We start from the raw sequence: 26,249 nt of genomic DNA, 5'->3' as shown, positions 1-26,249 counted from the left end.
ATATTACATCAGAAGGGGATACGAAAAAATGAACATTTTGGTATTGATGAAACAAACATTCGATCCAGAAGAAAAAATTACTTTAAAATTTGGATCGGTTAAAGAAGAAGGCGTAAACTTCATCATCAATCCTTACGATGAATATGCAATTGAAGAAGCGCTTCATTTGCGGGATGTGCATGGCGGTGAAGTAACGGCTATCACGGTAGGACCGGAACATGCAGAGAATGGGCTCCGAACGGCGCTTGCGATGGGTGCAGATAAAGGGATTATGGTTAATAGCGAAGATTTAAATCTTGATGAATACAGTACAGTCAAAATTCTTGAGGCCGTTATTAAAAATCGGGAGTTTGATATCATATTAGGCGGGAATGTGGGAGTTGATTATGGCAGTGGACAAATTGGTCCGCGCCTTGCAGAGGAACTTGATATTCCCCAAGTAACGACGATTACAAGACTGGAGATTGATGGAAACGAGGCGGTAATCGAGCGTGACGTTGAAGGGGATAAAGAAGTTGTCATGGTATCTCTTCCAGTATTGGTTACAGCACAACAAGGATTAAATGAGCCTCGTTATCCTTCCTTGCCCGGCATTATGAAAGCAAAGAAAAAGCCAATTGCGCGGATTGAGATTGATGATTTACATATTGAAGACGTTCTGGAAGTAAAGACAATCACTACCGAGACATTTTTTGCACCGAAAAAAGGTGCAGGACGTATCCTGAACGGAGAAATAAAAGCTCAAGTTTCTGTACTGGCTGAGCTGCTTCGCAATGAGGCAAGAATAATCTAATTATCACCAAGGAGGACAACCATGAGAAAAGTACTTGTAGTGACTGAAGCTAAAGCTGGGAACCTAAGAAGTGTTTCGCTGGAGTTGCTGACAGCAGCGCAGCGTATTGCAGAAGGTGGAGAAATTATAGCTGTGGCTTTCGCCAGCGATGCCACTCATTATGTAAGCGTTTTAGAGAGACATGGAGCAAATAAAGTATACATTATTTGCAACGATGAACTTGATGTGTATACAACAGATGCATATTCTCAATGCTTAAGCCAGTTAATTGATGTAGTCGAACCAGAAGCTATATTAATGCCACATACGGGAATCGGAAAAGATCTTGCACCGCGCATAGCATCGCGGTTTGGGCTAGGACTAATATCTGACGTTATTGATGTTCAGGTGGAAGACTTTGATGTTATCTTCACCCGTCCTGTTTTTTCCGGAAAAGCCTTTGAGAAAAAGAAAGTAGTATCTGGCATCCCATTTGCAACTGTCCGTCCGAATAATATCCCGGTGGAAGAAGTCGGAGGAACGATTGAGATTGTGCGCTTTTATGCTGAAATCAAAGACATACGGACGGTTGTAAAAGAAGTAATACAAAAAACAACTGTCGGTGTAGATTTATTAGAAGCGAAAATAGTCATTTCTGGTGGTAGAGGGGTTAAAACGTTAGAAGGTTTTAAGGTGCTTCAGAAACTGGCAGATGTCCTAGGGGGTGCGGTGGGTGCCTCTCGTGGTGCATGCGATGCCGAATACTGCGATTATTCACTGCAAATCGGACAGACAGGAAAGGTCATCACTCCTGATTTGTACATTGCCTGTGGAATTTCTGGTGCCATTCAGCATTTAGCAGGAATGTCTAACTCTAAAGTAATTGTTGCGATTAACAAAGATCCGGAAGCACCCATCTTTCAAATAGCGGACTATGGTATAGTGGGTGATTTGTTTGAGGTGGTACCATTGCTGGCGGAGGAATTCAAAAAAGCACTAGTAATCTCTTAAAAACTACTAGTGATTAAAACTTGTTTTACTCTATAAAATTTCTAATCGAAAGGAACTTGTACATGTTTAAAAAGGTTCTTATTGCAAATCGAGGTGAAATTGCTGTTCGTGTAATTAGGGCGTGCAAAGAAATGGGGATCTTTACGGTTGCTGTATATTCTGAAGCAGACCGTGAAGCACTGCATGTGCAGCTGGCAGACGAAGCATATTGTATTGGACCTACTCCGTCTGCTAAAAGTTATTTGAATATTGGGAATATAATTAGTGCTGCTCTATCAACCAATGCGGATGCCATTCACCCGGGATATGGTTTTTTAGCTGAAAACGCAAATTTTGCTGAAATCTGCTCGGATTTTAACATTTCATTTATTGGTCCTGAACCAGAAGCTATAAGTAAAATGGGGGATAAAGCGGTCGCTAGAGACACCATGAAGAAAGTAGGGGTACCTACCGTACCAGGAACTGATGGTTTGATAGAAGACCTTGAAGAAGCCGTAAGTATAGCTATGGATATTGGTTTTCCCGTTATTGTAAAGGCAACGGCTGGCGGTGGCGGCAAGGGAATGAGAGTAGCATGGAATGAAGAGGAATTACGAAAAGCAATCCGTCAAGCACAGAATGAAGCTGAAACCGCATTTGGAAACGCCGGTGTGTATCTGGAGAAATACATTGAGGAACCACGCCATGTTGAAATTCAAATTATTGGGGATATGCTCGGTAATGTCATTTATTTAGGGGAAAGAGACTGTTCTATTCAAAGACGCCATCAAAAGCTGGTAGAAGAAGCACCGTCACCAGCACTTGAGGAGGATATTCGTAAACAGATGGGTTCAGCAGCAATCGCCGCTGCAAAATCTGTTAACTATCATGGAGCCGGGACTGTGGAGTTTTTATTAGATAAAAACGGTGATTTCTATTTCATGGAGATGAATACCCGAATTCAAGTAGAACATCCTGTGACAGAAATGATTACAGGCATTGACTTAATTAAGGAGCAAATTTCGGTGGCAGCTGGCTTCCCTCTCACTTATAGACAGGAAGATATTAAAATCAAGGGCTGGGCCATCGAATGCCGTATTAATGCAGAAAATCCGGCAAAGAATTTTATGCCTTCACCTGGGAAAGTCGAAATGTATCTGCCTCCGGGGGGGTATGGTGTACGAGTAGATAGCGCTCTCTATCCTGGATGCGAAATTTCCCCTTATTACGATTCGATGGCAGCAAAAGTGATTGTTTGGGGGGAAAATCGTGAAGAGGCGATCGCACGCATGAAGAGGGCACTTGATGAATTTGTTATTAGTGGAATCAAAACTACTATTCCATTTCATCAAAAATTACTAGAACATGAATCCTTTGTAAAAGGACATTTTAATACAAAATTTCTTGAAATGAATCCCTTAAAGTTAGAAGTATGATTCATAGTTTACGATTATTAAGGAGAGAAAAAAATGTTCAAAATCCAAGAAATAAGAGAAATGATTAAATTAGTGGATGATTCTTCAATAGAGGTGTTAGAAATTGAAGAAAGTAATTCTAAAATATTAATACGGAGAAGCATCGGGACAGCACAGCTAAGGGAGATAAACACTGTTAATACTCAGGCTCTTCCTGTTAATGCTGAGACTACAGTCGTTATACCATCATACACAAATAATGAGATATCAACAGGACTTGTTCAAGTAGCTACAACGACAGACTTAGTGAAGGATAATTCACAAAAAAATGATGAAATCAAAAACCTTTCAAAAATTGTTTCTCCAATGGTAGGAACGTTTTACAGGGCACCAGGAGTTGACGCGGAACCTTTTGTTAAAATTGGTGATAAAGTTGAGAAATCAACCATGGTCTGCATTTTAGAAGCCATGAAATTGTTTAATGAAATTGAAGCAGAAATGGACGGAGAGATTGTTGACGTTCTTGTCGAGAATGGCAAGCTTGTAGAGTACGGTCAACCTCTTTTTTTAGTGAAACAGACATCCTAAATATTTCTAGTAGAGAGGAGGTTGAGATAACCAATGAGCACAGATTATGAGAAGATTTATGACTTATGGGATCGGAAAGTAAAGATCGAGCTTGGGGGTGGTAATGACCGAATTGATACACAGCATAAACGCGGAAAACTTACTGCAAGGGAACGAATTGATTTATTACTGGATGAAGATTCCTTTGTGGAATTAAACCCATTCATACAGCACCGTGCAACCAATTTTGGTATGGAAAAATTAGAAAGCCCGGGAGAAGGTGTAGTGACCGGATATGGAAAAATTCATGGCCGCCTGATCTACATATTTGCTCAGGACTTTACCGTTTTTGGCGGAGCATTAGGAGAGATGCACGCGACTAAAATTTGCAAAATTATGGACTTGGCAGCTAAAAATGGTGCTCCGATTATTGGATTAAATGATTCTGGCGGTGCCAGGATTCAAGAAGGTGTCGTTTCACTAGATGGTTACGGTCAAATTTTTTATCGGAATGCGATCTACTCAGGAGTAATCCCACAAATATCTGTGATTATGGGCCCTTGCGCGGGAGGGGCTGTCTATTCCCCAGCTATCACAGATTTTGTGTTTATGGTAGAAAAAACCAGTCAAATGTTTATTACAGGTCCTAAAGTTATTGAAACGGTAACTGGGGAACAAATTACTGCAGAGAACCTAGGAGGGGCAAAGGTTCATTCCTCCATAAGTGGATGTGCTCATTTTACTGGGGAATCTGAACAACAGGTCCTAGAAGAGGTCCGGAGATTAATTACCTTTCTGCCTCAAAATAACATGGAAAATCCTCCGTCTTTAGATATTTATGGAACTGATGACTGGAGGGAAGATTTGCTTGACCTCGTCCCTCTCAATGGAACGAAGGTATATGACATAAGAAAGGTATTAGAACAAGTATTAGACCACGGTCATTTCATGGAAGTTCAAAAGGATTACGCAAAAAATATCGTTATAGGTTTTGGACGAATTGATGGAAATTGTGTCGGGGTCATTTCCAATCAGCCGAAAGTAATGGCTGGAGGATTGGATATTAACTCTTCAGATAAGACTGCCAGATTCATTCGATTCTGTGATTCATTTAACATTCCAATTATCACATTTGAAGACGTAACTGGTTTTTTCCCAGGTGTCAATCAAGAGCACGGCGGGATCATTCGACACGGAGCAAAAATTCTGTATTCATACTCAGAAGCTACTGTTCCAAAAATAACGGTTATTCTGCGAAAAGCATTTGGCGGAGCCTATGTGGCAATGAATTCAAAAGCCATCGGTGCAGATATAGTGTATGCATGGCCAAATGCTGAAATTGCCGTAATGGGTCCGGAAGGAGCAGCAAATATCATTTTTGCCAAAGAAATTAACCAAAGCAGTAATCCAATATTGACCCGATCGGAAAAAATTGAGGAATACCGAAATATGTTTGCAAATCCTTATGTTGCAGCTTCACATGGAATGATTGATGACGTGATTGACCCCAGAGATACAAGGAAAGTTCTGAAACAGTCGTTAGAGATGCTTAGAACAAAAAAAGAAGAAAGACCGAAAAAAAAGCATGGAAATATTCCGTTGTAAGATCAATATATAAATTAATTATTCAGGTAAATAGGAGGAGAAAAGATGGCACTAAACTTTAATTATTATGAAAATTTGAAAGATTACTATTCCCAGTACAGTAACCTTTTGGATGATCAAGTTACCAAACAATTTCCTGCACAAGCGGTCGGTCAGATGTTAGAAATGAATCTTCAAATAAAAAAAATATTGAATGAAACCACAGCACGGTATTATGAATTTGTTAATCTGCCTTCCAGAAATGATCTTGCGCATATTTCCTCACAGATTGTCAAGATAGATGCGAAAGTGGATGATTTAGAAGAATTTACTGAAGAAACCAAGGATAATCAAAGAGATACAGTGGTACTGCGAGGTGAGATAGTAAATTTGAAAAAGGAGATGAAAAGTCTTGATACAAAATTGAATCAAATCGTAACTTTATTAAATTCGCAAAAGGTTACGAATACAAAAGGAACTGTGTAACTGGTGCAGGAATAAAACGATCTGAAACTGTTTTATTTTATCAAATAATTAAGTAAGGGGTGGAGTTATGAACAATTTTATGACAAGAGAATATGAAAAATTTATCGAAATGGTACCTGAGGAGTATCAACAGATGTGTAGACGTTTAAAAAGCGTAACTCAAGTGTTAATGAAGGATGCCGAACCAGAGGTCGGCCCAACCCCGAAAGAAGTCATTTGGACTAGGAATAAAACGATACTATATCGATATATTTCAGAACAACCAAAAAAACATAAAACTCCGCTTCTCTTGATTTATGCACTGATTAATAAGCCCTATATCATGGATTTAACAAAGGGTGGCAGTTTAGTTGAATATCTAGTAAATCGAGGCTTTGACGTCTATCTCCTAGAATGGGGTACACCAGGCATCGAAGATAAAAATATGAAATTAGATGACTATATTATGGACTACATCCCACGAGCGGTTCGAAAAGTCTTGCGAACATCGCATGCGGATGCAGTGTCCATTCTAGGATATTGCATGGGCGGTACAATTACTTCAATATTTGCTGCTTTACACCCTGAATTGCCAATTCGTAATCTTGTCTTTATGACAACTCCGTTTGATTTTGAAGATTCAGGTCTATATGGTGCTATGTTGGATGAGCAACATTTTGATATTGATAAATTAGTGCAAACATACGGTAATATTCCACCTGAAATGATTGACTTTGGAAACAAATTACTAAAACCGATGGCAAACTTTTATGGCCCTTATGTTAGTCTTTTTGATCGTGCTGATAATGAAAGTTTTGTCACCAGCTTTAAACTTCTGCAAAAATGGTTAAACGATGGCATTCCATTTCCGGGTGAATCCTATCGTCAGTGGATTCACGAATTTTATCAAAAGAACAAGCTGATTAAAGGGGAACTTGTTATTCGTGGCCGTCAGGTTAAACTTGAGGAGATCACGGCTAATGTCCTCAACTTATCGGGTGAAATTGACATTATTGCTCCACCTCATCAAGTAGAAGCATTGATGAACCGAATATCCAGTAAAGACAAACAATATATAAACTTACCAGTTGGACATACGTCTATTGCTTTTGGAAGTAAAGCTTCAAAAATAACTTATCCAACGATTGGTGATTGGTTAGAAGAGAGATCAAACTAAACGTGTATACTGTCAAATGATGAGGTGGGAATAAGGTTGAATTTTTTTAACTACATTGTTAATCTTTCAATATTTTGCCTTTTTGTAATTATGCCTCTCGTTATCCGTTCATTTATTAATCATAAGCCAATTAACCAAGTTCGACTTTGGGTCGGTGTTTATGCCGGAATGTTTACCATCATCCTAGTCATGTTATCTATAAAGCAACAAGGGTATGCTTATGATCTTCGATATGCAACTGTCATACTAGTTTTTGCCTATCTTGGGCCGGCGGCAGGAATAATTACTGGGGGAATTGCACTGCTGGCAAGACTATTTGTTGGTGGTGAGTGGTACCAAGCCATTATTGGTTTTTCAATTGTTATGGCTAGTTTTTCTGTTTTACATAAATCTTTTTCTCGAATTACACCAATAAAAAGAGTTGTCCTTCTATTTGTTACTTTTGTGTGTATGTATATTTTTTATGTATCCATCTTTCATATTTTTAATGATAATTTACTCTTCCATTTTGAGTATTTACTTTTTATGGTAATAGGAGTAGTGATTGGTGCCTTACTAATTGAGTCATACGTCAAGTTGCATCGATTAAACTACCAATTATCATATATGTATAAGAAAGTAGAGGAAAGTGAATCAAACTATCGCCTTATTGCTGAGAATACGGTAGACCTAATATCGGTAATGGATAAAGATTATGTTCTTCGTTACATCTCTCCTTCACATAAATATATTTTAGGATACGAAGAATCTGACCTGACAGGGGTCAAATTATCTGAGTTAATTCATCCTGATGATGTTTATAAGTTGAAAAATAGATGGGATGGGATGTTTGAAATTAAACAATCACAATTGATTGAATACCGTTTACAAAACAAAAGTGGGGATTGGATTGAAATAGAATCCCGTTTAATGCCTGTAAAGGGTGAAGACGATTCTATTGAACATTTCGTCAAGATTAGTCGAGATATTTCTGAACGGAAAAAATCAGAAGAAATTCTTTTGCAATCTGAAAAGCTATCCGTTGTCGGTGAACTAGCAGCCGGAGTAGCACATGAAATAAGAAATCCACTTACAACCATAAAAGGATTTGTTCAACTATATAAGAATGAGAATAAATCTATGGAGTATACTGAATTACTCCTAAGTGAACTAGAAAGAATTGAAACGATTACAAGCGAATTTCTTGCTTTGGGAAAACCGCAAGCTGTCAAACTAAGCAGGATGAATGTGAAAGAACTAATAGAGCATACGCTTGATATACTTTCTCCCCAGTTCATTATGAATGATATTCAATTTCATCTGATTGTTGAAGAAACTCCAATTTATATAACTTGTGACAAGAATCAATTAAAGCAGGTATTTATTAATTTAATAAAGAACGCTATAGAATCAATGAAAGGAGGGGGTGGAATTTATATCAATATTAAAAAGGACCAAGCTGGTGCGTGTATTATTTCATTTCAAGATCAAGGATGCGGCATACCTGAAGAGCTGCTTCCTCGGTTAGGTGAGCCATTTTATACTTTAAAAGAAAAGGGAACAGGACTCGGTTTAATGATCTGCCATAAGATTATTAAACAGCATAATGGTAGTATTTCCTATTTAAGTAAAGTGAACGAAGGGACTTTAATTGAGATTACATTACCATTGGCAAGTTAAGTATGTCCTAATAGGAGGAATTGAAATGAGCTTAGTTAATGAAATCAAAAAAAATGTTTCTTTTATAGACCAATTTTGGAATCAATCATTTCAAATAATTGATGATTGGGACGAAGGAGAGGAATATCGAGAGGAAGTTCTTCTGCAATCTATAAAACAAGTGGCTGAAAAGTTTAAACAAAATCAAACAAATGTAAACGAACTCATAAGCCAAATGACCAAAGAACTCTTTGAATGGGAAGAAATGTCACGAGACCAATTATTGACATCAACTACAGTCTTGAACAATCTACTCCTAATAAATTCATTTGAGGAAATTAATATTCAAGTGAATCAGATTAAAAATCTTTCATCAGACCTCCTTACAAGTCCTTTAAATAATCTAGTAAAAAGTAATTATTCCAATACTATTATAAACACACTAGAAAAGTATATTGAATACAGACGAAATTATCGAAATTTGTTTGTGAAAAATATAAAAGAAACATTTTCTATTATCCTAAAAAATCAAAGAACATTCCTTAGTCTCTTAACAAATCCAATCGAGAATGTACTCTTTCCCTTTAATAAATATATGGTGCCTTCAATGATAAATAAATAAAAAAAATTGGAGTAAGGGGTGAAATTATGTGGGTATGTAAAACACATATAAAAGAAGTACTGCCATTTTTAGATGCTCCCCATCTTAGCAAAGCATCGTATCAAATTAAGTGCTACCTTTGTGAAAATTTGGCGATTGCAAAAGTTTATTATAATTATCCAACTTACCACTTTTCAAAACAATCCAAATATTCTTTGTCAAAAACTTCCCGGGAAAAATCAGGTTAAAAATACAAATTTAAAAGATTACAGAATTATAGACTAGAAGGGGAGTGGCTTGCAACGGTGACCATTAATAGTAAAATGCCAGAATCTAAAATACAATTGTTTGAGAATTTTTCTACCCCAACTTTTCAACAGTGGAGAGAAGTGGCAGAGAAAAACTTAAAAGGGGCTAAATTTGAAGAAAATCTAGTTACCGATACTTATGAAGGAATACGACTTCAACCATTGTATCGTCATGAAGATATGGGGCAATATCCCTTTTTATCTACATTGCCAGGTGATTTCCCATATTTACGTGGAACAAATGTAGTAGGCAATCAACATGAACCTTGGAAAGTGTGTCAGGAAGTAGCCTGCTCGGATCCAGAAGAGTTTAATCAAGCTGTACGAAATGATTTAGAAAAAGGGCAAACGATGCTTCATTTGGTATTAGACGAAATGAGATGGATTGACCCTTTAGAACAGGAAAAGGTAAATAGGAGAGGTGTTTCAATAGCCTCTCTCCAGCATTTTCACAAAGCATTCCAGAAGATAAATTTAGAAGAAGTCCCAATCTATGTCGAACCAGGGATAAGCGGATTTCCTTTTTTTGCTTCATTTATGGCTTATATCATTCAACAAAATCAACGTCCCAATAGAGTTAGAGGCTGTATTGGTATGGATCCAATTGGACAACTCGTACAAAAAGGGGATCTTCCATATCCTATTAATCAAGCTTACAAAATGATGGCAGAGATAACCAAGTGGTCGATGAAACACTCTCCCGAATTGAAAACAATTGTTGTCCAAACCCATGGATACCATAATGCAGGGGGAAATGCTGTACAGGAATTGGCTTTTGCAATTGCCACAGGTTTGGAATATCTTCGCACTATGGAAAATCACCACATTTCAATTGATGATGCAGCAAATAGGATATCTTTTTCTTTTTCAATAGGTTCAAATTTTTTCATGGAAATTGCAAAATTTAGAGCAGCTCGTATGTTGTGGGCTAGAATTGTGAAGGAAATAGGCGGTAATGATACTTCTCAAAAGATGTTCATACACGCAAGGACTTCGGCATGGACAAAGACGATTCACGATCCTTATGTAAACATTCTCCGTGGAACAATAGAAGCGTTTTGCGGGATCATGGGTGGTGTTAATAGCCTGCATGTGTCACCATTTGATGAGGCAATCGGTCCGCCTAATGAGTTTTCTCGTCGAATTGCAAGAAATACTCATCTGATTCTGGAAAATGAAGCTAATTTGTCCAAGGTTACCGACCCAGCGGGAGGTTCATGGTACATCGAAACACTCACCTATACACTAGCTGAAAAGGCATGGGAGCTTTTTCAACAAATAGAAAAAACAGGTGGAATGTATCATTCTCTCCTTGAGGGTTTTCCACAAGAAACAGTTGCTAGAACAGCTGAAGAAAGAATGAATAATATCAAAAGCGGGAAAGAAAAGATCGTGGGAACAAACATCTATCCAAATTTGGATGAGAATCCGTGGAGTTCTCAAGTAAACATGGAACAGGTCCAGACTCCAGTCAAAAATGACGCGCCCAATACTGTTAACCATCAGTATTCTAATGTGGAGTTCGTTCTATTACAAGATTCATTAAAAAAATTTACGGAAAATAATTCTATGAAGAATGCTATAAAAGCGGCCAATGCCGGTGTGACAATAGATGAACTCTTACAAGCTATGTGTATAACAACAAATATGAACCCCTCTATTCGTCCTTTTAGTTTACACAGAGCAGCAGAACCTTTTGAGACACTTCGTGAGCATGCAGAAAAATACAAGTTAAAGATTGGTCATCTCCCTGAGATATTTGTAGCCAATTTTGGACCTGTTTCTACCTATAAACATCATACAGATTTCGTAACTGAATTTTTAAAAGTAGGGGGATTTCATGTAAGCCAACATGCAGAATATCAATTGATTTCCGAGGCATTACATGCGTTCCAATCTTCCAAATCCAATATTGTGGTCATTTTGTGCAAGGATGAGATGTTTTCTGAGGTGGTTCCTTCTCTAGCAAAACGTATGAAACAATGTAATAGCGACGTAACCATTCTATTGGCTGGTTATCCACCTGCAGATGATAGAGAACTGTATATGAAAGCAGGAGTAGGTGACTTTATCCATTCTAATATTAACTATTATGAAAAACTGGTCACTCTTCAAATAAAGGGAGGAATTAGAGAATGTACAAAGTAGTTGACTTTACTAAAATGTCATTTCGCGACACTTTTACTTCCCACATTCCTCGAAAAATTAAAGAAACGGCTGCAAGATGGAAAACATTAGAGAACATTGACGTGAAACCCTTATATACATCTTCTGACCTTACTAATATGGAACATTTGGAGTATGTATCTGGAATCGCACCGTTTTTAAGAGGGCCATATCCAACAATGTATATTAACCAACCATGGACAATAAGACAATATGCTGGTTTTTCAACTGCAGAGGAGAGCAATGCTTTTTACCGCCGTAATTTAGCTGCAGGACAAAAGGGCCTATCGATCGCATTTGATTTGGCAACTCACCGTGGCTATGATTCTGATCATCCCCGTGTCGAGGGTGATGTGGGAAAAGCAGGTGTGGCTGTGGATTCGATAATGGATATGAAAATTTTGTTCGAGGGGATCCCACTGGATAAAATGTCGGTATCCATGACAATGAATGGTGCTGTACTTCCGATTTTAGCTTTTTATATCGTGGCAGCTGAAGAACAAGGTGTTCATCAATCACAATTATCTGGTACCATCCAAAATGATATTTTAAAAGAATATATGGTTCGGAATACCTTTATTTACCCACCTCAAGCCTCAATGAGAATAATAGCAGACATCTTTTCCTACACCTCTCAACATATGCCGAAATTTAACAGCATTAGTATATCTGGCTATCATATGCAAGAAGCTGGAGCGACTGCAGATATTGAGTTAGGGTACACTTTAGCCAACGGATTAGAATATGTTCGAACCGGACTGAAAGCCGGGTTGGATATTGATACATTTGCCCCAAGGTTATCGTTTTTTTGGGGGATTGGAATGAATTATTTTATGGAAGTAGCGAAGATGCGGGCAGGACGCCTATTGTGGGCGAAACTGATGAAACAGTTTCAACCGAAAAATGAAAAATCCATGGCACTGCGTGCTCACTCCCAAACATCAGGCTGGAGCTTAACCGAGCAGGATCCTTTTAATAACGTAACTCGAACCTGTATTGAAGCAATGGCAGCAACAATGGGACATACACAGTCATTGCATACAAATGCTCTAGATGAGGCCATTGCATTACCGACAGATTTTTCTGCGCGGATTGCCAGGAATACCCAGCTTTATTTACAAGAAGAAACAGGTATTTGTAATGTAGTGGATCCTTGGGGCGGCTCTTATTACGTAGAATTTTTAACACATGAATTAACACATAAAGCTTGGAATCATATTCAAGAAGTAGAGGCACTAGGTGGCATGGTTAAAGCCATTGAAATGGGACTGCCGAAGATGAGAATTGAAGAGGCCGCAGCTCGTCGGCAAAGCCATATTGACTCTAAAATTGAAACCATTATCGGGGTTAATAAATATCGGTTAGAAAATGAAGATCAACTAGACATCCTTGAAGTTGATAATGCGGTTGTACGAGCAGCTCAAATTAAGCGCTTACAAGAACTGCGTTCAAGTCGTGATGAAATAAAGGTGCAAGCTGCACTTAAGGCAATTACCCAAGCTGCTAAAACAGGAGAAGGTAATTTATTAGCCCTTGCAATTGAAGCAGCAAGGGCCAGAGCAAGTCTGGGTGAGATTTCCGATGCATATGAAAAAGTTGTTGGGCGTCACAAAGCAAATTCTCGCTCGGTCACTGGAGTGTATAGCGCCGAATATGCTATTGAGCAAGAAATTGATAACGTACGACAACATACTCAGGAATTTGAAGCGAGGGAAGGACGCCGTCCAAGAATCATGGTTGCCAAGCTGGGACAGGATGGTCATGATCGCGGGGCTAGGGTAATAGCAACTGCATTTGCAGATTTAGGATTTGATGTAGATATTGGTCCTCTTTTTCAAACACCAGAAGAAGCTGCACTTCAGGCAGTTGAAAATGATGTTCATGTTATTGGGATAAGCTCTCAAGCTGGTGGTCATAAGACGCTATTGCCAAAACTAATGACTGAAATGAAGAAGCTCGATCGAGAAGACATCGTTGTTGTGGCAGGAGGTGTTATCCCTATCAAGGATTATGAATTTTTAAAAGAAAATGGAGTAGCGGCTATTTTTGGTCCAGGAACAGTCATACCTGTTGCTGCTCAAAAAGTATTAGAAGAAATAAATCGACGTTTAAATCGAAACGATTAAAGTGAAGTGCATAGTAAAACCGCGGACAAAACCGCTATTTTTATGGGAAACGGGTGATAGTGTATGCAAAATGTATACTTAGTTGAGGCACTTAGAACTCCGATAGGGTGTTTCGGAGGTTCATTGAAAGATGTTGGTGCAGTACCACTTGCGACGGAAGTTGTTAAAGAGGTGTGGCAGCGCTCTGGTCTTTCAGCTGAATACATTGATGAGGTAGTACTAGGTAATGTACTAAAATCAGGGCTCAAAGGAAACCCAGCTAGACAAGCAGCTATCCATTCTGGGTTACCTGTGTCTGTGCCAGCCATTACTATTGATAAACAATGTGCATCTGGATTGCGCGCAATTACATTAGCGTATCATCAAATTCTTGCAGGAGATTCAAATGTTGTGATTGCAGGTGGGACAGAAAGTATGAGTAATGTCCCGCATTTGGTGATGAATGCAAGGTGGGGACAGAAAATGGGAGATTTACGGACAGTGGATGCACTCTTTCATGATGGACTTCACTGTGCGATAGAAGGTTACCATATGGGGATTACAGCTGAAAATTTAGTAGAACGCTATCAAATTTCCCGAGAGGAACAAGATGTTTTTGCCTTAGGTAGCCAGCAAAAAGCTATTAAAGCTAAAGAACAAGGTAAATTCGAAAAAGAAATTATTCCTGTTTCTATTAAAAGTAAGCATGGTTCCACTTTATTTACAGAAGATGAGAATATAAAAAATACTAATCTGGAGAAATTACTAACTCTGAAACCAGCTTTTAAAGAAAATGGGACGGTGACAGCTGGAAATGCTTCGTCATTTAATGATGGGGCAGCTGCAGTCATTGTTGCTTCTGAACAAGCTGTAAGGGAATTTGGCTTAAAACCACTTGCCAAAATTCGTTCGGTTGCTAGTGCTGCTGTTTCTCCTTCTATCATGGGCATTGGCCCAGTCCCGGCAACACAAAAAGCCTTAACGAGAGCAAATCTTACAATACAGGATATTGAATTGGCAGAACTAAATGAAGCATTTGCAGCACAAGTGCTGGCGGTAAATAAGGAATTAGGTTTGCCAGAGGAGATTATTAATGTTAATGGAGGAGCGATAGCATTAGGACATCCAATCGGATGTTCAGGTGCACGGATTGTGGTTACCTTAGTTCATGAATTAAGACGTCAAAAGAAACAAATTGGATTAGCATCCTTATGTGTAGGCGGCGGACAAGGCGTTTCAATCATCATTGAAGCAGTATAAAAGAACATGGTAGAATCATGAGAATTAGATGGTTTTGAAGAATCGCTTTACCGATAGACTATATTATTACTAAAAAGTATCAAACTTGTTTATTAGGGTTTGATGCTTTTTTTATTTTGATAAATAGATAAGAAATAATAGTTTTTTAGGTTATTACACATTTTTGAGAGTACAAGTTATTAGGCAATTGTCTAGGGAATATATGTGATGAACATAAAAAAAGTAAAGGAAAGAGGAGAAATCATTTTGTTTACATCTCAAAACAATTTGCTAAGTTTACCCTTTCCAACACGATGGGGGATTAGTACCGATATAGCAGGAAGACCGCTTGTAAGGGGGGACTTACCATTGATTCGGTCTCTGGCAGCACAGTAAGGAGTACAGCCAATTTTTGAGCTAGTCCGATTGTTATTAATGGATATTGGGATGAAAATACCAAACAGCTAAGGTTTGAATCACGGTTTGCATCATTTTCGAGTCAATTAGAAATTTTTGATGATGCAACATTCAGAGTTCGTCAATTCCTTTTATGTGGGCTGTTAGTTATGAAGACACCTTCTTTGCATGCAGGTCAGTATGGAACTTGGGTTGCTTCTACTAATAGAGTACTTACTGGACCACCCAAATGCACGGTAGGTATTCCTCCGGTTGGATCCTTTTTATCACAGTTCTGCTAATACAAGCCCGGAAATTTTACAAACATTTTTAGGCAACGCTTTTTCCAAACCGTATTAGGGCCTATAAGAAAAAAATTTTAAAACAATTATGTGTGCTATTTCGTAGTAATCCAATTTGAAGCCCATCGACAAATATCTACATCTGCATTGCAGACTACTTTGATCATACTGCGAACGTGATTGGTATGGAGCAGATTAATCTGTCTTTCTACTAAATCATGGTTTACAGTTGTTCAAACACAATTGATACTAATCAATTTTTCCGAACATGCTAAAAAAACTAGTTTTTAATAAAAAAATCTTTCTAAATATTCAAGAAATGAAGTATAATAAAAAACAATAAAGAAGTTCCTGCAACATTTATTAAAAATGAAGTATTAACTGCACAATATGGAGGGCTTATGAAAAGTTTTGAAACGATTATAAAAGAAAAGTATGATGCCTTATCACCTGGGCAAAAGAAAGTTGCCAAATATTTGATAGAGAAACTGGATGAATCCGCTTTTAGCACAGCGATGATGATAGGACGAAAGGTAGAAGTTAGTGAAACCACCGTCATTCGTCTTTCCTACGCATTGGGATTTAATGGTTTCAGTGAAATGCAGAATTACATTCAACAGCAGATCGTAAACAAAAGTTTGCATCCATTTAGTTCAGATCCGCAAGTGGAAAGGAAAGAGGAAGAGCACACGTCTCTCTTTACGGAAATCCTGGAAAAGGAAATTCTTTCCCAGCGGGAAACCAATCATCAACTGAATGAAACAGAATTATGGAAGGTTGTTAATGAATTAATCAATGCCGATCGAATCTTCATTTTGGGAATGGGTGCATCCTATGCACCGGCACACTGGTTTTCATTTCAGCTTCATTCTCTTCGGGATCAAGTCACACTCTGCCCATCAACTGGAGAAATCTACGAGCGGTTGGGGGATTTAAGTGAGCGTTCTGTTTTATTTATTATCTCGTTTCCGCGTTATTCGAAGGAGACCCTGCATATTGCAGAGTGTGCCAAAAAACAGGGAATTCCATTAATTTGCGTGACCGATCGTTTATTGTCTCCCATTGGTCGAATCGCTGACCTTACATTAACCACGGAGGAAGATTCAGAATCGGCCGCCCATTCCATTACACCAGCCATCATATTGTTAGATTTTATCATTGCCGGGATGAAGGTGAAAGATTCTCATCAGATTCAAGCTCGGCAGCAGAAATTAGAAGAGCTTTACACGAATTACCATGTTTTTATTGAATGAACACTTGTGAGGAGAGGAGAAATTCAATGAACCAGCTTCTTCATTTTATAAATGAGCAGGAGCAAACCATTTTAAAGACTTATGCTGACCTGCACCAATTGGCTGAACCCAGCTGGCAGGAACAAAAGACGTCCCATTATATTCAGGAAGAGTTAGCAAAAGCGGGGATATCCTTTAAGACCTTCCCTGGTCATTATGGAATTATTGCAGATATACCAGGTGAAGGGGACGAAATCGTTGCTTTACGCGCGGATTTGGATGCCTTATTACAAGAAGTGAAAGGAAAGGTCCAACCCAATCATTCCTGTGGGCACGATGCTCACAGCACCATGGTACTACATACTGCCTTGGCTTTTGCGGCTTGTAAACCAGCTGGATTAAAGCCGGTTCGTTTCATTTTCCAACCAGCAGAAGAAAAAGGCGAAGGTGCACTACAAATGATCCGAGATGGAGCATTGGAAGGTGTCCATTACTTATTTGGTGTACATCTTCGACCTTGGATGGAAGTTCCGTTGGGGAAAGCCGCTCCTGCCATTGTTCATAGTTCCTGTGCCACCATATACGGTGTTATTAAGGGAAAACAAGCCCATGCATCGCGGCCCCAGGATGGTAACAATTCGATCGAAGCAGCATCTTTCGTAATCCAAGCCTTGCAAAACATTCGACTAAAAAGCCCTGATTCTTTTTCGATAAAAATGACGAGCTTACACGCTGGAGGAAATTCCTCCAATGTCATTCCTGAAACGGCAAATTTTATCTTAGATTTACGGGCGGCAACAAATGAAGCCATGGAAGAGCTGCAGTCCAGAGCCTTAGATTTGCTAGAGAAAGTAGGTGCTCTTACTGGGACAAGAATAAGCGCCTCCGTGGAGGAATTTGTTCCAGCCGCAAGATTAAATAAAGAAGCGATTAAGATGGCAAAGGAAGCTGCGGCCTTTGTCATGGGAGAAGAAAATGTGGTGGACAATTGTATTTCACAAGGGGGTGAAGATTTTCATTTCTATACCCTTCAAAATCCGGAAATAAAGGCCACCATGATTGGACTTGGCTGTGACTTGCGCCCTGGTCTTCATCATCCGGAGATGGAGTTTAATCAAGATGCGCTCTTCTATGGAACGAAAATATTATCAAGTCTAGTTTATAAGGCTGCTTTAAATAATCATAAAAATAAACAGTAATGGGGGATAATGATGAAAAAGTTTATGGTTGGTTTGGGTATAGCGTGTTTAGTCCTGATCATGGCTGCGTGCGGTGGGAGCAAGGATGCTAGCGGTTCAGTAAAAGGAGATACACTTAAGTCTATTAAGGATAAGGGAGAAATGAAGATTGCTCTTGAAGGAGCGTACCCTCCATATAACTACATTAATAAAAGCAATGAGTTAGAAGGATTCGACGTGGATATTGCTCAAGAAGTGGCAAGAAGACTTGGTGTGAAAGCCGTTTTAGTATCAAACCCATGGGATAGTATGATCCCTGCATTAACGGGGAAAAAGTTTGATATTATCATTTCAGATATGGCGATCACCGAGGAAAGAAAGAAGAAAGTATCGTTTAGCGACCCTTATTTTACCACTGGTAATCAGTTGTTTGTTCCAAAAGATTCTTCGATAAAAGACCCAAAAGGCATGAAAGGGAAAAAGATTGGGGTAACGATCTCAACTACAGCAGCAGAAGAGGTAACCAAGCTTGGGGCCGATGTGAAACTGTATAAGAATGATTTTCTTGCTTTTGAAGACTTAGTAAATGGCCGTCTTGATGGTGTTTCAACAGACCAAGGCGTCGGTGCCAAAATTATCCTCGATCAAAATTATAGTTTAGTAGCCATTGACGGACTATTAAATACTGAATTAGCGGGCATGACGATCCGTAAAGAAGATAATGATTTCCGTAAAGAAATCAATAAGGTGATCGCCGAAATGCAAAAAGACGGTAAATATGAAGAAATTAGTAAAAAATGGTTTGGAAAAGACATCCGATAAGGAGCGAAAGATATGTTAGATTTTTCTCTTGTAACTGAATACATTCCATTTTTACTTAAGGCATCGATCCTGACCCTTGAAATCTCGATTCTTTCCTTACTACTTGGGTTAGTGATGGGAATTATTATTGTAATCCTGAAGATTTCAAAGTTTAAGATTTTGTCATTGTTCGCCGACTTTTATATTTGGGTCCTGAGGGGGACCCCGCTGTTGGTGCAATTATTTCTTGTTTACTTCGGCCTTCCGCAAATCGGGCTTGAACTAGATCCCTTTACCGCGTCAGTGCTGGCGTTAGGAATAAATGCCGGTGCTTATATTGCTGAAATTCTAAGAGGAGGAATCTTGTCCATACCAAAAGGGCAGATGGAAGCAGCTCAGTCACTTGGACTTGGTTATCCCACCATTATGAGAAGAATTATTCTCCCGCAGGCACTAAGAGTAAGCATCCCTGCGATTGGAAATGAATCTATCACACTATTAAAAGATTCTTCGCTTGCGTCGCTTGTTACCGTATCAGAATTGATGATGACTTCACAAAGATTTGCGTCAACGAATTATGCATTTATTGAATTCTATATTACAGCGGCCGTTCTATACTTAGTGATGACCACGATATTCTCGTTTTTCTTAAGAAAAGTAGAATTTAAGTTGTCAATCAGCGAACGATAGTGAAAGGAGGACCAAATGTGTCAAATCATGTGAAAGATCATCTTCATCCTATTATTGAAATTGAAAAAGTCCATAAAAGTTTCCATCAGCTGGAGGTTTTAAAAGGGATTAATTTACAGGTGTATCCTGGCGAGGTTGTTGCTCTGATTGGGTCAAGCGGTTCGGGTAAAAGTACGCTCCTCCGCTGTCTGAACGGGCTTGAGACCCTGTCTTCTGGTCGAATTACGATTGATGGAATGGAATTAAACTATTCGCCGCGAAGTATCCAACAAATTAGAAGAGAAGTGGGCATGGTATTTCAACAATTTAACCTATTCCCGCACCTTACCGTCTTACAAAATATTATAGAGGCACCTATTCAGGCGTTAAAGAAGTCTAAAGCAGAAGCCGTCGAACAGGCTTTAGTCCTCCTCGAAAGAGTCGGTCTTAAAGATAAAAAGGATGTATACCCAAGGAAGCTTTCCGGAGGTCAGCAGCAGCGGGTCGCGATTGCACGGGCGATGGCGATGAATCCGAAAATTATGCTCTTTGATGAACCGACTTCTGCATTAGACCCAGAACTAGTTAGTGAGGTACTTAATGTTATGAAGGGGTTAGCAGAAGAAGGTATGACGATGCTGATCGTCACACACGAGATGAAGTTTGCTAGAGAGGTAGCTGATCGAGTGATTTATATGTGTGACGGTGTCATCGAGGAACAAGGACCGCCACTTCAACTATTCAGCAATCCAAATAGTGATCGTTTAAAAAGTTTTCTTAAAAGTGTCATCTAATCAAGTGCAGGAGGTGCGTTATTCAAGATGAGTTTATTAGAACCGATTACGATTCGCATGTTACATTCGGCAGAGGAATTGACTGCCGTGAGAGATTTAGAAAGTCTTATTTGGGCGGATGAAGATCCGGTCCCAGTGAATCATAGCATTGCCGTTGTAAAAAATGGCGGGCTGGTGATTGGCGCTTTTTCTGGCGCACGATTAATTGGATTTCAATATAGCTTTCCTGGATTTGATGGGACAACCATCTATCTTTGCTCACACAGTATGGGCATTCACCCAGATTTTCAAAAAATGGGCATCGGTGAAAAATTAAAATTAAGGCAGCGAGAAGAAGCTCTTCATAAGGGCTACCGATTAATCGTGTGGACATATGATCCACTTGAAACGGTTAATGGATATCTTAATTTAAGCAAATTAGGTGGAGTTTGTACGCAGTATATTGAAAATTGCTACGGTGAAATGCCTGACATTCTGAATGCAGGATTACCATCTGATCGTTTTTTAGTGGAATGGGACATTGCTGGGGAAACGTCGAAGCCAAGGGAAGATTCTGCTAAAGGCGAAGAAGTGCCCCTTTTGATTCAAGTGGAAGTGGATGCTCAGGGCTTCCCGGTTCCAAAAGCTGTTTTACTTGATCACGAATGGAATGTGAATGTCCTGTATGTACCTGTTCCGAATCAATTTCAAACCATTAAAGCGAATGATTTAGAAACTGGATTGGATTGGCGACTGAAAACGCGCGAGGTTTTTACCTATTATTTAAGTAAAGGGTGGACGGTAACGGCATTACGAAAGAGTAATCTTCCTTACCTCCATCACTATGTATTAACTAAGAAACGTACCTAAACGAAGTGAGGGATAAATAGAATGGAAATACAACGAATCGTATTACGACATATGAAAATGGATCTTTTACACCCTTTTACAACAGCGGTTGGAACGGAATATGATAAAGATTTTATTTTAGTGGAAGTCCTAACGAAGGATGGTATTTCGGGATGGGCGGAATCCGTTGCTGCGATAGATGCCACATATAAGGAAGAGACAGTCAAAACCAATTGGCATATGATGGAGGATTTTTTGATTCCCCTTCTTCTGAAAGAGCCAATTTCACATCCGGATGAGGTTTCCGAACGGTTCCATCATATTCGAGGAAATTACATGGCGAAGGCTGCTCTGGAAGGGGCGATCTGGGATGCCTATGCTAAACAGCAGGGAGTAAGTCTTGCTTCCGCTCTTGGAGGAAAGTTAGAAAAGATTGAAGTTGGTGTTAGTATTGGGATTCAGGATTCGGTCGAAGAACTATTGAGTTTAATAGAAGCTAGTCTGCAAGAGGGATATAAGCGCATCAAGGTAAAAATTCAACCAGGATGGGATGTAAATATTTTAAAAGAGATACGTAAACGGTACCCAGATATTCCATTGATGGCTGACGCAAACACCGCTTATACACTAGATGATCTTGATACTCTTAAGGCAATGGACCAATTCAACTTAACCATGATTGAGCAGCCATTAGGCTTTGATGATATCATCGACCACGCGCAGCTGCAAGCGCAAATAGAGACTCCAATTTGTCTGGATGAAAGTATCCATAGTGTCGAAGATGTAAGAAAGGCGATTCAACTGGGAAGTTGTAAAATAATAAACATAAAGATCGGCCGTGTCGGAGGCCTAACTGAGTCCAAACGGATCCATGATTTATGCGAGGCAAATGGAATTCCCGTCTGGTGTGGAGGAATGCTAGAGTCTGGGGTCGGCAGGGCGCATAATATTGCGATCACAAGCTTGTCTAATTTTACACTTCCAGGTGATACAGCAGCCTCAGCCCATTACTGGAAGGAAGATATTATCGATCCTGAGGTAATCGTTGAAGATGGGATGATTACCATTCCCAAACTTCCGGGTATCGGATATGAACCAAATCGCGACAGGATTGAAAAGTACACCCTGTATAGCCGTACTTTCCGTTCATAGCTTTGGTTTAAAAAATGAAAAATAACAAAAATGCCAGTCCCCCTAATTGGTAACTAAGCTAGGGGAACTGGCATTTACTTATTAATAAACTTTATCACCGTTAAAGATGGAGTTCTTAACCACAACATAGTCGACTGTCCGGATGTCTTTTAACTTGTTGCCTCCGGCATAGGAAATAGCGGACTGAAGATCCTGTTCCATTTCGATCAATGTATCGATTAAACGGCCCTTGTGTTCGACGTACATTTTTTTACCTTCCACATTTTTACGTTCGCCTTTTTGGAATTCCGAAGCGGAACCGAAGTATTCTTTCACACACTTTCCGTCCTTCTCAATCGTTTCCCCAGGAGATTCTTCATGACCTGCAAATAAAGAACCGATCATGACCATGGATGCTCCAAATCGAACAGATTTCGCGATATCACCATGTGTACGAATGCCACCGTCAGCGATAATTGGTTTGCTTGCCGCTTTGGCACACCATCTTAGTGCAGCTAACTGCCAGCCGCCTGTTCCAAATCCAGTCTTTATTTTCGTGATACAAACCTTACCAGGTCCAATTCCAACTTTCGTCGCATCTGCACCGGCATGCTCTAATTCTCTAACAGCTTCAGGAGTTCCGACATTTCCGGCAATGACAAAGCTAGTAGGTAAGTGTTTCTTAATATGCTTAATCATTTTAATCACGGAGTTGGAATGGCCATGGGCGATATCAATGGTAATAAATTCAGGTGTTAACTTTTCATCGGCCAGCTGGTTGATGAAATCGTATTCTCCCTCTTTTACACCGACACTAATAGAGGCGATCAGTCCACGTCCTTGCATATCCTTAATAAAGGAAATCCGCTTTTCAGGCTGGAAACGGTGCATAATATAGAAATAACCATTCTCCGCAAAGAAAATTGCAAGCTTTTCATCTATAATCGTCTGCATATTTGCAGGTACAACTGGCAATTTAAATGTATGTCCACCAAATGTGACACTGGTATCACACTCAGATCGACTGTTAACGATAGATTTAGCAGGAATCAGTTGAATATCTTCATAATCAAATACATTATCCATAAATTACACTCCCAAACACGAATATTCTAGTAAAATTAAATCCTATTGTTCGTACATATGTTAATTTACAGTATATTTGTTATTTTGTCAAAACAAATAAGAATTATGTGGAAAAAAAATAAAGTGCCATGTCGGCCACTACTTTATTGCTCTAAAGTAATGGGGGACAGGCACTAAATGGACCGTTCCTACAAAAAAGAGATCACTAAGATGATCACCAACGGTACTAAGACAATAAGATAACCAATCGGGTTGCCAAAATTGAGTGTCCAGCCAACACCAAATCGTTTTTCAACAAAGATCGAAGGATCTTTTCGGTTGAAATAAAGGAGGCCGCCTTTCCAATGGGCATCTTCGTCAAAATCGGTTATTCCCTCTTCAGCTTCATCCATGCCGAGTTTATCTGATCGTCCTACTTTTACAGCAAAGGCAATGGTTCCCGCTAAGGCAATGACAAGGAAAAGGATGGGTGCTGCTACCATGGTAATTCCAGCAAATAAATCAGGATGAATCGTTTTTAATTGAAAGAAACTAAACATAACCGTCAACAAGAAACTAATGATAAACATAAACCAGCTTGAATTTTTCCGTAAAGTGAGCTGACGCATGCGCGAAGCGCTGGTATTAACGGCGCTTAATTTAATGCCGGATTTCTTCGTCCCAATATGAATGCCTAAAAACATGAACTGCATAATTAAAAATGTTAGCGGCATTAAGATGGCGGACATAGGTGTTTTTTCTGTAAAGTCATCAGCTTCACCGTTTATTCCCCAATGAGTTGGAATCTGCATCGGCAGCAAGTCGTATTGGAGAATAGTGTATCCAATGACCCCGACTGTAATTACGATTGGCAGTAAATATACATACCATGGAAGCATTTCATCCTGGGAACGAACGGATAAATCAGTGATTTTTACTTGTTTTAGACCCTCACCCCAGTTGTTGTTCCTTTTTAATTGAAGCGTTTTTCCATGATAGAAAAAATAGAGGGTAAGACTGTAAAGGATGATGCCAAATTGGATGACCGTCCCGACCAGCACAGTTTGTTCTTCAGAAGGGTTATTTAATAGTGCCCACAGAAGATAGCCGGCTAAAACCACAAATGAAAGAAGGGAAACCAATAGTGCATATCCCTTTTTATAAGAGGTTAGCGTTTCGTTCTTTAGGTATTTTTCTGGGACGGTGACCCCAAATATAACGGTCCGTTTGACTAAAAACGGAACGGTGGTTTGGATACCTACTAAAATAATCGCAATGATAAGAAAAATGGCCAAAGTCATAGATTTTCTCCTCCTTGTTAGATGAGATTTTTATTGCTATTTCTTAAATCTTCAATAATAGAAGTGACAAGTTCCTGAATTTGCGCATGGGACATTCCCACAACAAGCGATTCTGCGATAAGTGGTTTAAATGCCTCTTTCAATTTATCGCTTGAGGATGCGCTGAAATTTTGTGGAGACGAGATCTGCGCTCCAGATTTAGGAGCGATGCGGATAATTCCCTTTTTCTCTAATTGGTGATAGCTTTTATTAACGGTATGCATGTTAACGCCAAGGTCAGCTGCAAATGCCCTCACAGACGGCAGGGAATCACCTGGCTGTATGGATCCTCTAGCGATTCCTTCAATTATTTGATTGGTGAGTTGTTGGTAAATGGGAATATCGGAATCAGGTTCAATTCGAATAATCATGTTCTTTCCCTCCAATCTGTTCTATAGATATTATAACACATCTGTTCTATTGAATCTATAACAATGTACATTGTCGTTTGAAAATGGGCTCTGGCTTCCTGTCACCATACGCTTAATAGTGAGATAACCTAGATTTAGCTAGTACTTATTAATAGAATACTGGCGAAAGATATAAAAATGCACAGAGCTCAATTATGCTCTGTGCTTCTTTAACAATCTTTCCTGTTAAACTATTAAAAAAAGTCCACCAGGCGAACAATAACAGTCCCAGTTCGCAAAAGGAATTTGCAAAGGAGTTATTACAAAATCTCGGACTATAACCCTCATTGACTTTTGCTTGATGAAGATGGATTTTCATTTTGACCTTGATCACATATATCGGAATCTTGAATCACCGTAATAATCAGAGAATGACTAGGTGAAAAATCGCCCATTGAGAAATTAGCACCAAATAATTTTAAGTTTGCAGTATGGCTATTGTGTAAGGTTCTTCCTATATTAATGCTTGCGTTTTGTGCCATCCCGTTTACGTGCAGATTGAAAATATTAATTTGATTAGACATAAGAGCCTCCAATTAAATGTAGGTTTAGAGTGTTATATAAAGTATGTTAAAAAAGCATTATAGAAATGGACAAACATGGAATTTAAAATATAAAGTGTTTATCTTATCTCTTCAAATCAATTCTGTTGGGCGTATATACAGGATCTATCTATGGAAAATAATTTTCACTAAAGCTATTAGAGTATGATACTTTTAAAAACTTCTTTTATGTTTAAACTTTTTTGCGAAAAGAAGTTGACTTACCTGCAAGTTATTTGTTATATTATTATTCGTCGCTGAGGCGGCTAAGTCAATTTTAAAAAGAAGTTGACTTCTGCGAGTCGAAGTTGTAAAATTTACTTCGCTGTCGCTAATTTAAGTGATATATTGTTCTTTGAAAACTAAACAAACAAAATCGTGCAAACAAACAATATTAATCGTGTTTCTTCTATTAATATAGTAAGAACACGAGCCAACGTAACAAATGAGCTAATCAACTTTCTTGGAGAGTTTGATCCTGGCTCAGGACGAACGCTGGCGGCGTGCCTAATACATGCAAGTCGAGCGAGACTC

The 26,249-nt window shown here is 39.0% G+C and carries 24 protein-coding genes and 1 rRNA gene; 21 read left to right on the top strand and 4 right to left on the bottom strand.

The annotated features are described in order from the left end of the window. Nucleotides 1-28: 28 nt before the first annotated feature. From ACE198_RS17170 to menC, 20 genes are all read left to right on the top strand, one after another. Complete coding sequence (locus ACE198_RS17170; RefSeq protein ID WP_375376390.1) at nucleotides 29-793, top strand: electron transfer flavoprotein subunit beta/FixA family protein; 765 nt, start codon at nucleotides 29-31, stop codon at nucleotides 791-793. Nucleotides 794-814: 21 nt separating this feature from the next. Next, nucleotides 815-1,783, top strand: a complete 969-nt coding sequence (locus ACE198_RS17165) for an electron transfer flavoprotein subunit alpha/FixB family protein (RefSeq protein ID WP_375376389.1) — start codon at nucleotides 815-817, stop codon at nucleotides 1,781-1,783. Between the two features lie 62 nt (nucleotides 1,784-1,845). After that, nucleotides 1,846-3,198: an acetyl-CoA carboxylase biotin carboxylase subunit gene (gene accC / locus ACE198_RS17160; protein ID WP_375376388.1), complete on the top strand. Its 1,353-nt coding sequence runs from the start codon at nucleotides 1,846-1,848 to the stop codon at nucleotides 3,196-3,198. Between the two features lie 33 nt (nucleotides 3,199-3,231). Beyond that, on the top strand, nucleotides 3,232-3,765 hold the full coding sequence (gene accB, locus ACE198_RS17155) for an acetyl-CoA carboxylase biotin carboxyl carrier protein (RefSeq protein WP_375376387.1): 534 nt from the start codon (nucleotides 3,232-3,234) through the stop codon (nucleotides 3,763-3,765). A 33-nt stretch (nucleotides 3,766-3,798) separates the two neighbouring features. Continuing rightward, complete coding sequence (locus ACE198_RS17150) at nucleotides 3,799-5,349, top strand: acyl-CoA carboxylase subunit beta (protein WP_375376386.1); 1,551 nt, start codon at nucleotides 3,799-3,801, stop codon at nucleotides 5,347-5,349. A gap of 45 nt (nucleotides 5,350-5,394) precedes the next feature. Continuing rightward, nucleotides 5,395-5,814 (top strand): hypothetical protein, encoded by a 420-nt coding sequence (locus ACE198_RS17145; protein ID WP_375376385.1) that lies wholly within the window; start codon nucleotides 5,395-5,397, stop codon nucleotides 5,812-5,814. A 67-nt stretch (nucleotides 5,815-5,881) separates the two neighbouring features. Beyond that, a complete protein-coding gene (phaC, locus tag ACE198_RS17140) occupies nucleotides 5,882-6,970 on the top strand; it encodes a class III poly(R)-hydroxyalkanoic acid synthase subunit PhaC (RefSeq protein ID WP_375376384.1) in 1,089 nt (362 codons plus the stop codon). Between the two features lie 36 nt (nucleotides 6,971-7,006). Further along, a complete protein-coding gene (locus tag ACE198_RS17135) occupies nucleotides 7,007-8,629 on the top strand; it encodes an ATP-binding protein (protein ID WP_375376383.1) in 1,623 nt (540 codons plus the stop codon). A gap of 25 nt (nucleotides 8,630-8,654) precedes the next feature. Next, complete coding sequence (locus tag ACE198_RS17130) at nucleotides 8,655-9,230, top strand: hypothetical protein (RefSeq protein ID WP_375376382.1); 576 nt, start codon at nucleotides 8,655-8,657, stop codon at nucleotides 9,228-9,230. 284 nt (nucleotides 9,231-9,514) lie between these two features. Next, on the top strand, nucleotides 9,515-11,665 hold the full coding sequence (locus ACE198_RS17125; RefSeq protein WP_375376381.1) for a methylmalonyl-CoA mutase family protein: 2,151 nt from the start codon (nucleotides 9,515-9,517) through the stop codon (nucleotides 11,663-11,665). Further along, entirely contained in the window at nucleotides 11,653-13,809 is a 2,157-nt protein-coding gene (scpA, locus tag ACE198_RS17120) for a methylmalonyl-CoA mutase (protein ID WP_375376380.1), read from the top strand. Before ACE198_RS17125 ends, scpA begins: the two co-directional genes overlap by 13 nt. 63 nt (nucleotides 13,810-13,872) lie before the next feature. Next, nucleotides 13,873-15,048, top strand: a complete 1,176-nt coding sequence (locus ACE198_RS17115; protein ID WP_375376379.1) for a thiolase family protein — start codon at nucleotides 13,873-13,875, stop codon at nucleotides 15,046-15,048. A gap of 207 nt (nucleotides 15,049-15,255) precedes the next feature. Continuing rightward, nucleotides 15,256-15,423, top strand: coding sequence for a hypothetical protein (locus tag ACE198_RS17110; RefSeq protein WP_375376378.1), 168 nt, complete (start codon nucleotides 15,256-15,258; stop codon nucleotides 15,421-15,423). Between the two features lie 703 nt (nucleotides 15,424-16,126). Next, complete coding sequence (locus tag ACE198_RS17105) at nucleotides 16,127-16,978, top strand: MurR/RpiR family transcriptional regulator (RefSeq protein ID WP_375376377.1); 852 nt, start codon at nucleotides 16,127-16,129, stop codon at nucleotides 16,976-16,978. Between the two features lie 26 nt (nucleotides 16,979-17,004). Beyond that, nucleotides 17,005-18,156 (top strand): amidohydrolase, encoded by a 1,152-nt coding sequence (locus ACE198_RS17100; protein ID WP_375376376.1) that lies wholly within the window; start codon nucleotides 17,005-17,007, stop codon nucleotides 18,154-18,156. Between the two features lie 12 nt (nucleotides 18,157-18,168). Then, a complete protein-coding gene (locus tag ACE198_RS17095; protein ID WP_375376375.1) occupies nucleotides 18,169-18,957 on the top strand; it encodes a transporter substrate-binding domain-containing protein in 789 nt (262 codons plus the stop codon). A 12-nt stretch (nucleotides 18,958-18,969) separates the two neighbouring features. Next, nucleotides 18,970-19,626 (top strand): amino acid ABC transporter permease, encoded by a 657-nt coding sequence (locus tag ACE198_RS17090; protein ID WP_375376374.1) that lies wholly within the window; start codon nucleotides 18,970-18,972, stop codon nucleotides 19,624-19,626. 50 nt (nucleotides 19,627-19,676) lie between these two features. After that, nucleotides 19,677-20,399, top strand: coding sequence for an amino acid ABC transporter ATP-binding protein (locus tag ACE198_RS17085; RefSeq protein ID WP_098573330.1), 723 nt, complete (start codon nucleotides 19,677-19,679; stop codon nucleotides 20,397-20,399). A gap of 27 nt (nucleotides 20,400-20,426) precedes the next feature. Continuing rightward, nucleotides 20,427-21,248: a GNAT family N-acetyltransferase gene (locus ACE198_RS17080; protein WP_375376373.1), complete on the top strand. Its 822-nt coding sequence runs from the start codon at nucleotides 20,427-20,429 to the stop codon at nucleotides 21,246-21,248. Between the two features lie 21 nt (nucleotides 21,249-21,269). After that, nucleotides 21,270-22,379 (top strand): o-succinylbenzoate synthase, encoded by a 1,110-nt coding sequence (menC, locus tag ACE198_RS17075; protein WP_375376372.1) that lies wholly within the window; start codon nucleotides 21,270-21,272, stop codon nucleotides 22,377-22,379. Nucleotides 22,380-22,460: 81 nt separating this feature from the next. Here the strand turns inward: menC and guaC are convergent, their stop codons facing one another. The 4 genes from guaC to ACE198_RS17055 all read right to left on the bottom strand — a co-directional run bounded on the left by guaC (nucleotide 22,461) and on the right by ACE198_RS17055 (nucleotide 25,697). Beyond that, a complete protein-coding gene (guaC, locus tag ACE198_RS17070) occupies nucleotides 22,461-23,444 on the bottom strand; it encodes a GMP reductase (RefSeq protein WP_375376371.1) in 984 nt (327 codons plus the stop codon). 188 nt (nucleotides 23,445-23,632) lie between these two features. Continuing rightward, on the bottom strand, nucleotides 23,633-24,724 hold the full coding sequence (locus ACE198_RS17065) for a DUF1648 domain-containing protein (protein ID WP_375376370.1): 1,092 nt from the start codon (nucleotides 24,722-24,724) through the stop codon (nucleotides 23,633-23,635). A 17-nt stretch (nucleotides 24,725-24,741) separates the two neighbouring features. Beyond that, nucleotides 24,742-25,134: a GntR family transcriptional regulator gene (locus ACE198_RS17060; protein ID WP_375376369.1), complete on the bottom strand. Its 393-nt coding sequence runs from the start codon at nucleotides 25,132-25,134 to the stop codon at nucleotides 24,742-24,744. A 323-nt stretch (nucleotides 25,135-25,457) separates the two neighbouring features. Further along, entirely contained in the window at nucleotides 25,458-25,697 is a 240-nt protein-coding gene (locus tag ACE198_RS17055; RefSeq protein ID WP_375376368.1) for a spore germination protein, read from the bottom strand. Between the two features lie 478 nt (nucleotides 25,698-26,175). Between ACE198_RS17055 and ACE198_RS17050 the strand changes: the two genes are divergently transcribed. Then, nucleotides 26,176-26,249, top strand: a 16S ribosomal RNA gene (locus ACE198_RS17050); the annotation flags it as partial.

It is taken from the genome of Neobacillus sp. KR4-4 (genome assembly GCF_042136325.1).
In the GTDB taxonomy this organism is placed as follows: domain Bacteria; phylum Bacillota; class Bacilli; order Bacillales; family Cytobacillaceae; genus Neobacillus.
The sequence above is the reverse complement of the archived record's forward strand: the minus strand, read 5'-3'. Positions and strand labels throughout refer to the sequence as shown.